This window comes from Luteimonas sp. RC10 (genome assembly GCF_014192745.1).
Lineage (GTDB): Bacteria > Pseudomonadota > Gammaproteobacteria > Xanthomonadales > Xanthomonadaceae > Luteimonas.
The window spans coordinates 187,047-198,670 of record NZ_JACHYJ010000002.1 but is presented as its reverse complement, the minus strand read 5'-3'; the positions used below and the strand labels follow the sequence as shown (position 1 = coordinate 198,670).

Annotated in this window: 12 protein-coding genes; 10 read left to right on the top strand and 2 right to left on the bottom strand. The window is 70.7% G+C overall.

Translation table 11 applies throughout. The features are described from left to right. Positions 1–28 precede the first annotated feature (28 nt). The 8 genes from FHW73_RS04720 (at position 29) to FHW73_RS04685 (ending at position 6,209) form a co-directional block, all read left to right on the top strand. Positions 29–1,333, top strand: a complete 1,305-nt coding sequence (locus FHW73_RS04720; RefSeq protein WP_183425567.1) for an MFS transporter — start codon at positions 29–31, stop codon at positions 1,331–1,333. 29 nt (positions 1,334–1,362) lie between these two features. Further along, on the top strand, positions 1,363–1,827 hold the full coding sequence (locus FHW73_RS04715; RefSeq protein ID WP_183425566.1) for a DMT family transporter: 465 nt from the start codon (positions 1,363–1,365) through the stop codon (positions 1,825–1,827). Beyond that, complete coding sequence (locus FHW73_RS04710) at positions 1,824–2,447, top strand: hypothetical protein (protein ID WP_183425565.1); 624 nt, start codon at positions 1,824–1,826, stop codon at positions 2,445–2,447. The genes FHW73_RS04715 and FHW73_RS04710 overlap by 4 nt, the downstream gene beginning before the upstream one ends. A 68-nt stretch (positions 2,448–2,515) precedes the next feature. Next, positions 2,516–2,881: a DUF6164 family protein gene (locus tag FHW73_RS04705; protein ID WP_183425564.1), complete on the top strand. Its 366-nt coding sequence runs from the start codon at positions 2,516–2,518 to the stop codon at positions 2,879–2,881. Positions 2,882–3,004: 123 nt separating this feature from the next. Further along, positions 3,005–3,220 (top strand): hypothetical protein, encoded by a 216-nt coding sequence (locus FHW73_RS04700; protein WP_183425970.1) that lies wholly within the window; start codon positions 3,005–3,007, stop codon positions 3,218–3,220. Between the two features lie 109 nt (positions 3,221–3,329). Next, positions 3,330–4,889, top strand: a complete 1,560-nt coding sequence (locus FHW73_RS04695) for a leucyl aminopeptidase (RefSeq protein WP_183425563.1) — start codon at positions 3,330–3,332, stop codon at positions 4,887–4,889. Positions 4,890–5,235: 346 nt separating this feature from the next. Beyond that, positions 5,236–5,988, top strand: coding sequence for a sulfurtransferase (locus FHW73_RS04690; RefSeq protein WP_183425562.1), 753 nt, complete (start codon positions 5,236–5,238; stop codon positions 5,986–5,988). Beyond that, positions 5,985–6,209: a hypothetical protein gene (locus FHW73_RS04685; protein WP_183425561.1), complete on the top strand. Its 225-nt coding sequence runs from the start codon at positions 5,985–5,987 to the stop codon at positions 6,207–6,209. Before FHW73_RS04690 ends, FHW73_RS04685 begins: the two co-directional genes overlap by 4 nt. 102 nt (positions 6,210–6,311) lie before the next feature. Here the strand turns inward: FHW73_RS04685 and FHW73_RS04680 are convergent, their stop codons facing one another. Further along, on the bottom strand, positions 6,312–7,067 hold the full coding sequence (locus tag FHW73_RS04680) for a glutamine amidotransferase (protein WP_183425560.1): 756 nt from the start codon (positions 7,065–7,067) through the stop codon (positions 6,312–6,314). A gap of 108 nt (positions 7,068–7,175) precedes the next feature. Next, positions 7,176–9,005 carry a DEAD/DEAH box helicase gene (locus FHW73_RS04675; RefSeq protein WP_183425559.1) on the bottom strand — a complete coding sequence of 610 codons (1,830 nt, stop codon included), beginning with the start codon at positions 9,003–9,005 and terminating at the stop codon, positions 7,176–7,178. 324 nt (positions 9,006–9,329) lie between these two features. Here FHW73_RS04675 and FHW73_RS04670 point away from each other — a divergent pair, with 324 nt between their 5' ends. Further along, complete coding sequence (locus FHW73_RS04670; protein ID WP_183425558.1) at positions 9,330–10,010, top strand: glutathione S-transferase; 681 nt, start codon at positions 9,330–9,332, stop codon at positions 10,008–10,010. Continuing rightward, the gene (locus FHW73_RS04665; protein WP_183425557.1) at positions 10,007–11,599 is read left to right on the top strand and encodes a YdiU family protein; all 1,593 of its coding nucleotides are present in this window, start codon (positions 10,007–10,009) and stop codon (positions 11,597–11,599) included. Before FHW73_RS04670 ends, FHW73_RS04665 begins: the two co-directional genes overlap by 4 nt. Positions 11,600–11,624: the final 25 nt, after the last annotated feature.

Below are 11,624 nucleotides of genomic sequence, written 5' to 3'. Positions count from 1 at the left end.
TGCCGGCTCCCCCCGCGCCGCTTTCGCCATGTCCACGACGCCGCCCAACTCGAAAGGCCGTGTGCTGTTCGCCAGCCTGATCGGCACGACCATCGAGTTCTTCGACTTCTATATCTACGCCACGGCCGCGGTGCTGGTGTTTCCGGCGCTGTTCTTTCCCGACGCCGATCCGGCCGCGGCCACGCTGCAATCGCTCGCCACGTTCGCGTTGGCGTTCATCGCCCGCCCGATCGGTTCGGCGGTCTTCGGCCACTATGGCGACCGCATCGGTCGCAAGGCCACGCTCGTCGCCGCGCTGCTGACGATGGGCATCTCCACCGTCGTCATCGGCCTGCTGCCCACGCACGCCCAGATCGGCATCGCCGCGCCGATCGCGCTGGCGCTGTGCCGCTTCGGCCAGGGCCTGGGACTGGGCGGCGAGTGGGGTGGGGCGGTGCTGCTGGCGACCGAGAATGCGCCACCGGGCAAGCGCGCCTGGTACGGCATGTTTCCTCAGCTCGGCGCGCCGCTGGGCTTCTTCCTGTCGACCTCCACCTTCCTGTTGCTTGGCCGGCTGATGGACGAGGCCGCGTTCCTCGCCTGGGGCTGGCGCATTCCGTTCCTGGCCAGTGCCCTGCTGGTGCTCGTCGGTCTGTGGGTGCGCCTGCGCATCACCGAAACGCCCGATTTCCAGCGCGTGCTCGACCGCCATGCGCGGGTGCGCCTGCCGATGCGCGAAGTGCTGCTGCGCCATGGCCGTGGCGTGGTGCTGGGTACGCTGCTGGCGCTGGCGACGTTCGTGCTGTTCTATCTGATGACGGTCTTCGCGCTGAGCTGGGGCACCGCGCAGCTTGGCTATACCCGTGAGCAGTTCCTGCTGCTGCAACTGGTCGGCGTGCTGTGCTTCGCCGCGACGATTCCAGTCTCGGCGCTGTATGCCGATCGCGTCGGTCGTCGTCGCACGATGATCCTGGCCAGCATCGCGATCGCGCTGTTCGGCCTGCTGGGCTTTGCGCCGTTGTTCGTCGCCGGCAGCCCCGGCGCCACACTTGCGTTCCTGATGCTCGGCCTGGCGCTGATGGGCCTGACCTATGGCCCGGTCGGCACGCTGTTGGCCGAACTGTTCCCCGCCACCGTGCGTTACACCGGCGCCTCGCTGGCGTTCAATCTGGCCGGTATCTTCGGCGCTTCGCTCGCGCCGTACCTGGCGACGTGGCTGGGCGGGCGCTTCGGCCTGCAGGCGGTCGGCGCCTACCTCGCGGTGGCGGCGCTGTTGAGTCTGGGCGCACTGCTGGCCTTGCCGCGCGACCGCCCGGCGGCAAGCGCGCGCGCAGACGCCGGCCGCGGCACGTAGACTGATCCGCCGCCGTGCCGGAGTCCCGCATGAACATCTGGCTGTGGTCCAGCATCGCGCTCGCCGCGGTCGTGGGCATGGCGTTGCCTTTGCAGGCATTGCTCAATGCACGCCTGGGCGCGTTGACCCACGGCGCGCTGTTCGCGTCCTTCGTTTCCTTTGCTGTCGGCACCTGCGCGCTCGGCATTGCGCTCGCCGCCAGCCGCACGCCCTGGCCGACGCTGCGCGAGCTCGCCGCGTTGCCGCCGTGGCTGTGGCTGGGCGGGCTGATCGGCGCGGTGTTCGTGTTCAGCGGCACCTTGCTGGTGCCGCGGCTCGGTGCGGCCGGGATGATCTGCCTGATCGTGGCCGGGCAACTGGTCGGCTCGCTGCTGGTCGATCATTTCGGCGTGCTCTCGCAGCCGCGCCCGATCGACGCGATGCGCGTCGTTGGCGCGGTGCTGGTGGGCATCGGCGCGCTGCTGGTGGTGCGGCCGTGGCGGGTGGCGACATGACCCGACCGGACCCGATCGTGTTGCCACCGCCGATGCGGGCGGCGTTGGAGACCGCCTACGCCACACCGCCGCGCGCCTATCACAACCTCGAGCATGTGGCCGAACTGCTGCGCCACTACGACGCCGTCGCCGCGGATGAGGGCTGGGCGCAGCCGGTCGAGGTGTGGCTGGCGGTGCTCTATCACGACGCGATCTACGAGGCCGGCCGCAGCGACAACGAGGCCCGCTCGGCGCAGTTGGCGGCCGATGCGATCGCGCGTTGGCTGCCCGAGGCGGGCGTCGATACCGCACGCGTGATCGAGCTGATCCAACTCACCGCGCGCCACGGCAGCCTCGCGCCGGACGACTTCCCGCACGATGCGCAGGGCGACGACACCCGGCGCTTCCTCGACTGCGATATGGCGATCCTCGGCGCCGAGCCGACCGCATTCGATGCCTACGACCGCGGCATCGCGTCCGAGTACCGCCACGTGCCGCGTTGGCTCTACGCGCTCAACCGTCGCCGCTTTCTCAAGTCGCTGCTGGCGCGCGATCGGCTGTACCTTGACGACGGCTTCCATGCCCGGCTCGATGCGCAGGCACGCCACAACCTGCGCCGTGCGGTGACGACCAAGCGCTGAGGCCGGGCTATCATCGCCGCACGCTGCCGCTGCAGCGGCGCCGCCGTCTCCGTCTTCTCCGATCGCCCATGGCCAAACTGCTGCTCAACCTGCGCTACGTGCCCGAGGACGAGGCCGCCGATGTGCGCGCCTTCCTCGACGAGGCGCGCATCGACTGGTACCAGACCCGGCCCAGCCCGTTCGGCATCTCGCAGGGCGGGATCTGGCTGCGCGACAACGACGACCTGCCGCGCGCCAAAGCGCTGATGGCCGACTACCAGGCCAAGCGCCAGACGCAGGCGCGCGCAGCCCAGGCGCAGGCAGAACGCGAGGGCACCGCCGAGACCTTCGCCGACATCGTGCGGGCCGATCCGCTGCGGGTGGTGCTGATCGTCGTCGCGATCGTGGTGCTGATCGGGTTGATGGCCGTGCCCGGCTACATGCTCTCGCGCTGACGCCACGTCACGCCGATGCGACGCCGGTCGTCGCACGCTCTGATCGTCCCGTCGTCGTCCTGGCCGGCATTGCTGCCGGCGGACGGGGACGGGCTCTCCTTCGCACTCGATGAGCGCATCGTCATGTCCGGCACGCCGACCCGCGCGCAGCCCAAGCCCAAGAGCAAGCCGTGGACGCGGCCGAACCCGAAGCCGCGAGCCGCACGTACCCGGCTGAGCACAGCGCAGAAGGATGCGGCGCAGCAGCGCGCCGATGAGCACGGTCGGCGTTATCCCAACCTCGTCGACAACATGTGGGCCAGCCGCCATCTCGCGAAGGATGGCTCTCCGAAAGCGTGAGCGCGGTCCGCCGGGCATGACCATCGGCACGGCGCCGGGTGCGCCGGGATTGTTAAGGTCGATGGTTGCCCGCGCATGCGGGCCCGCCCCATCGCCTTTCGGAGATTCCATGCGTCGACCCCGACCGCTGCAGCCGCTGCTGCTCGCGAGCCTGATCGCGACCTTCGCCCTGCCTGCCGCCGCGCAGCGCGACATCCGCTTCGACAGCGCACAGGCCCCGGCCGGTGGCACGCTGGTGCTGGCGGTCCCGGAAGTGGCCGAGGGCGCTGTGCGCGACGGTGCGTTCGCGCGGATCGACGCCGCCAGCCAGGGCGCACTCTCGCGGGCCATCGCTGCGGCGGGCTTCAGCGGCAGGGCCGACAGCCAGCTCGACCTGCCGGGGATCGCCGGCTACGACCGCGTGCTGCTGATCGGGACCGGGGCAGGCACGCCCGATGCGCGCCGGATCGAGGACGTCGGCGGCCTCGTCGGACGGTTTGCCGCGCGCAGTCGAGCGCCGCAGGTCGACGTGCTGTGGGAGGGCGCCGAACCGGGCGCGGCCGCGCAACTCGCGTTTGGCGCGGCGCTGGGCCAGTACCGCTTCGACAAATACCGCAGCGGTGGCGATACCGAGGCAACCGGCACCGGCACCCTGGTCGTGCGCAGTCCCGCCGGCGCCGAAGCCGCGCGCCAGTGGGACGGCGACTGGAAGGCGGTGGCCGAGGGTGTGGCGTTCGCGCGCGATCTCGTCACCGAGCCGGCCAACGTGCTGTACCCGGAAGAGTTCGTCGCGCGCACGCGTGCAGCCTTCGCCGGCAAGGCGAACGTCAGCATCGAGGTGCTCGACGTGCCGGCGATGGAGAAGCTGGGCATGGGCAGCCTGCTGGCCGTGGGGCAGGGCAGTGCGCGACCGCCGCGGCTGATGGTCGTGCGCTACAACGGGGGCACGCGCGGCGAGGCGCCGGTCGCGTTCGTCGGCAAGGGCATCACCTTCGACACCGGCGGCATCTCGATCAAGGGCAGCGACAACATGTGGCGCATGAAGTACGACATGACCGGCGCGGCCAGCGCGACCGGCGCCGTGCTCGCACTCGCGGGCCGCAACGCCAAGGTCAACGCCGTGGCTGTCGCCGCGCTCGCCGAGAACATGCCCTCGGGCACTGCCGCGCGCCCCGGCGACGTGGTGCGCACGGCGTCCGGCAAGACCTACGAAATCATGAGCACCGATGCCGAAGGGCGCATGGTGCTGGTCGATGCGCTGTGGTATGTGCAGCGTCAGGACAACCCGCGGGTGATCGTCGACATCGCCACGCTGACCGGCGCGATCGTCACCGCGCTGGGCAATGACTACGCCGGCCTGTTCACCCGCGACAATGCCCTGGCCGCACAGCTGACCGCCGCCGGCCAGGCCGCCGGTGAGCCGGTCTGGCGCATGCCGATGCATCCGGGCTACGGCAAACTGCTCGAGTCGCCGATCGCCGACCTGCGCAACGGCGGCGGCCGCCCGGGCTCGGGCACGGCGGCGCATTTCATCGGCGAATGGATCGATCCGGGTCGCGCGTGGGCGCATCTGGACATCGCCGGCATGGCCTGGCGCGACGGCAACGAACTGTCGACAACCCCGGCCGGCGCCTCTGCTTTCGGTGTGCGGCTGTTCGACCGCTTCGTTCGGCAGAATTACGAGCGCTGAGGTCCAGCCACCGCGCGCCACTGCAATCGCGCTCCCTCCCCGCGGCGCGGGAGGCTGTCCCGCAACAACGGCACGCCGATGCGATCGTGCTCCCCCACACCGCGGCGCGGGAGAGGCTGTCCCGCAGCAACTGCACGCCATTGCGATCGTGCTCCCTCCTCCGCAACGCGGGGGAGGGCTGGGGTGGGGGGATGGACCGCTGGCGGAACGTCTCGACCCCCGAGATCGGCTCACATGTCACGCTCCGGTTGCTTGGCGCCCCGATCGTTCGCGCGCTTTCAACCGGTTCCCGCAGGGGGCGCAATTCGGCGCAGGGGCCGTGGGCGGGCCCGCTACAATTGCGCCCATGATCGACAACCTCGCCGCCTACCACTTTGTCGCCATCGACGACCCCACTGCCGTCGCCGACTGGCTGCGCGCGCTGGCCGAAGCCGGCGAACTGCGCGGTACGGTGCTTGTCGCGCCTGAGGGCATCAACCTGTTCCTGGCCGGCCGCGTCGAGGCGATCGACACGCTGGTCGACGCCGTACGCGCAGACCCGCGCTTCGCCACGCTGCAGATCAAGCGCAGCCGCAGTGAAGCGGTGCCGTTCGCGCGGCTGAAGGTCAAGGTCAAATCCGAGATCATCAGCTTCCGCCGGCCCGACGCGATGCCCTTGGCCGCACCGGCGCGCGCGCCCGACGTCGCGCCCGAGGACCTGGCGCGCTGGATCGCGCAGGGCCACGACGACGCGGGTCGCCGGCTGGTGCTGCTCGACACGCGCAACCGCGAGGAAGTCGCCCATGGCAGCTTCGCCGGCGCGCTGACCCTGCCGATCGACAACTTCACCGAGCTGCCCGATGCGCTCGTGCCGCACCGCGACGCGTTGCGCGATGCGACCGTCGTGAGTTTCTGCACCGGCGGCATCCGTTGCGAGAAAGCGGCGCTTTGGATGCGCGCCGACGGCATGAACAACGTGCTGCAACTCGACGGCGGCATCCTGGGCTACTTCGAGCGCGTGGGCGGCTTCGGCTACGACGGCCGCTGCTTCGTGTTCGACGATCGCGTCGCGCTCGATCCCGCGCTGCGCCCCCTGCACGACGGCGTGGAGGCCGCATGAGCTGGCTCGGCTTCGTGCTGGTCATCGTCGGTATCTGGCTCGCGTTCAAGGTCGCGGGCGTGGTGCTGCGGCTGCTGGTGACCGGGTTGATCCTGGTCGCGGCCTACTGGTGGCTGGCGCCGTACTTCGGCTGGCCGCCGCTGGCCGAGGTCTGGCACGTGCTGGGGCCGGACGTCCGGCTGCCGGATGTGTCGCTGCCGGAGATCGGGGGACGGCTGTAAGCGGCAAGCCCGAACCCCCACCCGACGCGCGGTGCGCGTCGACCTCCCCCGCAGGCGGGGGAGGTAGGGCTCTGGCCTTCCCTGCAACGCGGGTGCTTCCGCTCAGCCGAACTCCCGCGACGGCAGCACGAAGCGGCGATCGGGCCGGCCAACCAGGTCGAGAAAGGTGTTGAACACCGCTTCGGCGCGCGTCTGCATCGGCGCGATGTGCTGAGCGGTGAGTGCGCGGATCGCCTCAGCATCGTGCGGCAGGCCGGCGCTGGCGAGTTCGTCGCGATAGGCCGGCGTCCCGAGCCAGCGTTCGATCAGCGGCGCGTCCATCTCCAGATGGAACTGGAACCCGTAGGCGTTGTCGCCGTAGCGGAAGGCCTGCTGCTCGCAACTGTCGGTGCGCGCCAGGTGCACGGCGCTGCTGGGGATTTCGAAATGCCGGCCATGCCACTGGAACACCGGCGCGCCTGCGCCGAGCGGGGCGAGCACGGGGTCGCCGAGCCCGGCCTCGGTGCTGCGCAGCGGGTACCAGCCGATCTCCGGCCGCGCGATGCGCCGCACCGGCGCGCCGAGCACGTGCGCCAGCAACTGCGCGCCCAGGCAGATGCCCAACACCGGACGGCCGAGTTCGAGCATGCGCTCGATCGCGCGCAACTCGGTCAGCAGGTGCGCCCGCGCATGCCGGTCCTCGACGTTCATCGGACCGCCCAGCACGATCAGGCCGCGGTAGCGGTCGACATTGGGCTGCGCATCGGGCTCGCGCTCGAAGTTGACGAAGCGGATCCGGTGCCCACGCCGGCGGATCAGCGGATCAAGCGTCCCCAACGGCTCGGCGGCGACATGCTGGAAGACAAGAATGCGGGGCATCCCCCGATTCTAGGCATTCCCCAAACCGGGGTCAGAGTCGAATTTCGACAACAACCGGGGTCAGAGTGGATTTTCGGGTGAAATTCGACTCTGACCGCGGTTTTGGAGTCAGTCGCGGCGGGGGCCTTTGCGCGGGCCGCCGGGGCGGAAGCCGGGCTTGCCGTGCGGCTTGCCGGCGAATGGACGCTTGCCGGTACGCGGCGGGGCGGCGGCCATGTCGGCCTCCTCGGCGCGGCGCATGCGGATCGACTGGCCGGCGACGCGGACTTTCTTCAGGTGTTCGAGCAGTTCGCGCGGCATGCCTTCGGGCAGGTCGACCAGGCTGTAGTCGTCGCGGATGTCGATCCGGCCGATATAGCGGCTTTCCAGGTCGGCCTCGTTGGCGATCGCGCCGACGATGTTGCCCGGCTGCACGCCATGCACATAGCCGACCTCGATGCGGAAGGTCTCCATGCCCACGTCGGGCTCGCGCGGACCCTGGTCGGGGCGCGGCGCGCGGGGCTCGCGGGGTTCCCGCGGCTCGCGTGCTGCGCGCGAGGCCTCACGGCCGCCGGGGCGCTCGACGAACTCGCGCTCGAACGGCTTCTCGGGCTTGCGCGGCGGGTCGAGCAGCAGCGGCGTGTCGCCCTGGACCAGCGTGGCCAGGGCCGCGGCGATCTCGACGGCGGGCACGTTGTGCTCGCGCTCGTAGCGGTCGACCAGGTCGCGGAACTGCGCCAGCTGCGGGCTCTCCAGCGCGCCGGTGATCTTTTCAAGGAAGCGGTCGACGCGGCGCTCGTTGACGATCTCGACCGTCGGCAGCTGCATCTGCTCGATCTTCTGCCGGGTCGCACGTTCGATCGCGCCGAGCATGCCGCGCTCGCGCGGGGCCACGAACAGGATCGCCTCGCCGCTGCGCCCGGCACGACCGGTGCGGCCGATCCGGTGCACGTAGCTTTCGGTGTCGTAGGGGATGTCGTAGTTGAGCACGTGGCTGATGCGCTCCACGTCCAGCCCGCGTGCGGCGACGTCGGTCGCCACCAGCACGTCGATGCGCCCATCCTTGAGTTGCTGGATGGTCTTCTCGCGCTGCTTCTGGTCGAGATCGCCATTGATCGCGGCCGCGGCCAGACCGCGCGCCGAGAGCTTCTCGGCCAGTTCCTCGGTCGCCAGCTTGGTGCGCGCGAAGATGATCATCGCGTCGAACGGCTCGGCTTCCAGGATCCGGGTCAGCGCATCGAGCTTGTTGGTGCCGCTGACCATCCAGTAGCGCTGGCGGATGTTGGCGGCGGTCGTGGTGGTCGCCTTGATCGCGATCTCGACCGGCTCGCGCAGGTAGGTCTGCGCGATGCGCCGGATCTGCGTCGGCATCGTCGCCGAGAACAGCGCCACCTGGCGCGAGTCTGGCGTCTTCTTCAGCACCGCTTCGACATCGTCGATGAAGCCCATGCGCAGCATTTCGTCGGCCTCGTCGAGCACCAGCGCGCGCAGTTCCGACAGGTCCAGCGAGCCGCGCTCGAGGTGGTCGATCACCCGGCCCGGCGTGCCGACGATCACCTGCACACCGCGCTTGAGCGCCGACAGCTGCTGGGCATAGCCCTGGCCGCCGTAGATCGGCAGCACATGGAAGCCGGGCATGTGCGCGGCGTACTTCTGGAACGCCTCGGCGACCTGGATCGCCAGCTCGCGGGTCGGCGCCAGCACCAGCGCCTGCGGCTTGCGGGCGGCCGGGTCGATGCGCGCCAAGATTGGCAGCGCGAACGCGGCGGTCTTGCCGGTGCCGGTCTGGGCCTGGCCGAGCACGTCGCGACCTTCGAGCAGCGGCGGGATGGTCGCGGCCTGGATCGGCGACGGCGACTCGTACCCCACGCCGGCCAGCGCGCGCAGCAGCGTCTCGGGCAGGGCGAGGTCGGTGAACTTGGGGGAGGGGGCGTTGGGGATGGGCGTCTCGGCGCTCATGGTGCGGTCTCTCGTAGCGCCGGCGCAGTGCCGGTCGGGGGAACCGCATAGTGTAACCCGCCGGGGCGCCTGGATTCGCGGAAAAGACGGTGCAACGCCAGGGTGACGCCGATCAGGGGCGCCGCGGAGGCGTGGTCCCGGCTTTGGTGCGGGCGCCTGCGATGGGCCGGGTGAGGTCCTGATCCCGAGCGAGCGCAGCGGCCCATTGGGGGGGCGGGCTTGCAGCGATTGCCGGCCCTCTCGGTGCGCGGGTCACCCCGATTCTCCGCGTCTTGTCATGCCCTGGCCCATCATGGCCGCCAAGAGCCGAACGCAGAGGACCCGATGGCGACGATCCGCGTGCATCACCTGAACAACTCCCGCTCCCAGCGCGTGCTGTGGTTGCTCGAGGAACTGGGGCAACCCTACGAGGTCGTGCGCTACCAGCGCGACGCCCGCACGATGCTCGCCCCCGAGGCGTTGCGTGCGGTGCATCCGCTGGGCAAGTCGCCAATAGTGGAGCTCGACGGCCGCGTGCTGGTGGAGTCGGGGGCGATCGTCGAAACCCTGGTCGAGCGCTTCGACCCCACGCATACGCTGTCGCCCGAACCGGGCGACGAGGACGCCTGGCTGCGCTACCGGCAATGGCTGCATTACGCCGAAGGCTCGGCAATGCCGCCGTTGCTGTTGACCCTGGTGATGGCGCGCCTGCGCAGCGCGCCGATGCCGTTCTTCGTGCGACCGGTCGCGCGCGGTATCGCTGACCGGACGATGCAGGCCTTCGTCGGCCCGCAACTGTCCACGCATCTGGGTTACGTCGAGCGCGAACTGCAGGCGCAGCCGTGGCTGCTCGGCGAGCGCTTCAGCGCGGCCGACATCCAGATGAGCTTTCCGCTGGAGGCGGCAGTCGCGCGCGCCGGCGAGTACGTCGGTCCCCGCATCCGCGATTTCGTCGAGCGGATCCATGCACGGCCGGCCTACCGGCGTGCGCTCGAGGTCGGCGGCCCCTACGAGCTGGGGCGATGAGCGCGACGGTTCTGCCGCAGGTCGCGCTGGCGCATGGCCTGCGCTTCGACAACCGTTTCGTGCGCGAGTTGCCGGGCGATGCCGAGGCCGGCAGCCGGCGGCGCCAGGTCGAGGGTGCGTTGTGGTCGCCGGTGCTGCCGACGCCGGTCGCCGCACCGCGCCTGCTCGCCCATTCGGCCGAGATGGCGCAGGCGCTGGGCTTCGATGCCGACACCGTCGCCTCGCCGGCGTTCGCGCAGGTCTTCGGTGGCAATGCGCTGGTGCCGGGGATGATGCCCTACGCCGGCAACTACGGCGGGCACCAGTTCGGCCATTGGGCCGGGCAGCTCGGGGATGGCCGCGCGATCACACTGGGCGAGGGCGTCGCCGACGACGGCCAGCGCTGGGAACTGCAGCTCAAGGGCGCCGGCCCCACGCCGTACTCGCGCACGGCCGACGGCCGGGCGGTGCTGCGCTCGTCGATCCGCGAGTTCGTCTGCAGCGAGGCGATGCATCACCTGGGCATCCCGACCACCCGCGCGCTGTCGCTGGTGGCGACCGGCGATGCGGTCGTGCGCGACATGTTCTACGACGGCCATCCCGCCGCCGAGCCGGGGGCGGTGGTGTGCCGGGTCGCGCCGTCGTTCGTGCGGTTCGGGCATTTCGAATTGCCGGCCGCGCGCGGGGACCTTGCGCTGCTCAAGCGGCTGGCCGACTTCACGATCGCGCGCGACTTCCCGCATCTGGCCGGCCACGGTGAGACGCGCTACGGCGACTGGTTCGCCGAAGTCTGCACCCGCACCGCGGAGATGATCGCCGGCTGGATGCGCGTGGGTTTCGTGCACGGCGTCATGAACACCGACAACATGTCGATCCTGGGCCTGACGATCGATTACGGTCCCTACGGCTGGATCGACGACTACGATCCGGACTGGACGCCCAATACCACCGACGCCCAGGGCCGGCGCTATCGCTTCGGCTGGCAGCCGCGCATCGCGCACTGGAACCTGGGCCGGTTGGCGCAGGCGCTGGCGCCGCTGTTCGGCGAGGTCGCGCCGCTGCAGGCCGGGCTCGACGACTATGCCGCCGCCTACGGCGCCGCCGATCGCCGCAATACCGCCGCCAAGCTCGGCCTGCCGGATGTGCGCGAGGGCGACGTCGCGTTGATGCAGCGCCTGCACGGGCTGCTGCAGGCAGGGGAGGCCGACATGACGCTGTTCTTCCGCGGGCTGGCCGATCTCGACCTGGCCGCGCCCTCGCTCGATGCGATCGGCGAGGCGTTCTACGACCCGGCGCGCCGCGCGGCGGTCGAGGAGGGGCTGGTTGCGTGGATGCGCGACTATGCCGCGCGCCTGGCCGACAGTGCCGAACCCGCTGCGGACCGGCGTGTGCGCATGCACGCCGCCAATCCGCGCTACGTGCCGCGCAACTACCTGGCGCAGCAGGCGATCGACCGCGCCGAAGGTGGCGACGCGGCGGGCATTGCCGAGCTGCTGGACGTGCTGCGCCGCCCCTTTGATGACCAGCCGGGCCGCGAGGCCTTCGCCGGCCGCCGTCCGGACTGGGCGCGCACCAAGCCGGGCTGCTCGATGCTGTCGTGCAGTTCCTGACGCGCGGTGTCCCGGGCGACCGAAC

Bases quoted from the DNA above. Each gene is read 5' to 3' on its own strand.
- FHW73_RS04720 (WP_183425567.1), top strand. From the start codon at position 29: ATGTCCACGACGCCGCCCAACTCGAAAGGCCGTGTGCTGTTCGCCAGC.
- FHW73_RS04675 (WP_183425559.1), bottom strand. From the start codon at position 9,005: ATGAGCGCCGAGACGCCCATCCCCAACGCCCCCTCCCCCAAGTTCACC.
- FHW73_RS04700 (WP_183425970.1), top strand. From the start codon at position 3,005: ATGTCCGGCACGCCGACCCGCGCGCAGCCCAAGCCCAAGAGCAAGCCG.
- FHW73_RS04680 (WP_183425560.1), bottom strand. From the start codon at position 7,067: ATGCCCCGCATTCTTGTCTTCCAGCATGTCGCCGCCGAGCCGTTGGGG.
- FHW73_RS04705 (WP_183425564.1), top strand. From the start codon at position 2,516: ATGGCCAAACTGCTGCTCAACCTGCGCTACGTGCCCGAGGACGAGGCC.
- FHW73_RS04685 (WP_183425561.1), top strand. From the start codon at position 5,985: ATGAGCTGGCTCGGCTTCGTGCTGGTCATCGTCGGTATCTGGCTCGCG.
- FHW73_RS04690 (WP_183425562.1), top strand. From the start codon at position 5,236: ATGATCGACAACCTCGCCGCCTACCACTTTGTCGCCATCGACGACCCC.
- FHW73_RS04670 (WP_183425558.1), top strand. From the start codon at position 9,330: ATGGCGACGATCCGCGTGCATCACCTGAACAACTCCCGCTCCCAGCGC.
- FHW73_RS04710 (WP_183425565.1), top strand. From the start codon at position 1,824: ATGACCCGACCGGACCCGATCGTGTTGCCACCGCCGATGCGGGCGGCG.
- FHW73_RS04695 (WP_183425563.1), top strand. From the start codon at position 3,330: ATGCGTCGACCCCGACCGCTGCAGCCGCTGCTGCTCGCGAGCCTGATC.
- FHW73_RS04665 (WP_183425557.1), top strand. From the start codon at position 10,007: ATGAGCGCGACGGTTCTGCCGCAGGTCGCGCTGGCGCATGGCCTGCGC.
- FHW73_RS04715 (WP_183425566.1), top strand. From the start codon at position 1,363: ATGAACATCTGGCTGTGGTCCAGCATCGCGCTCGCCGCGGTCGTGGGC.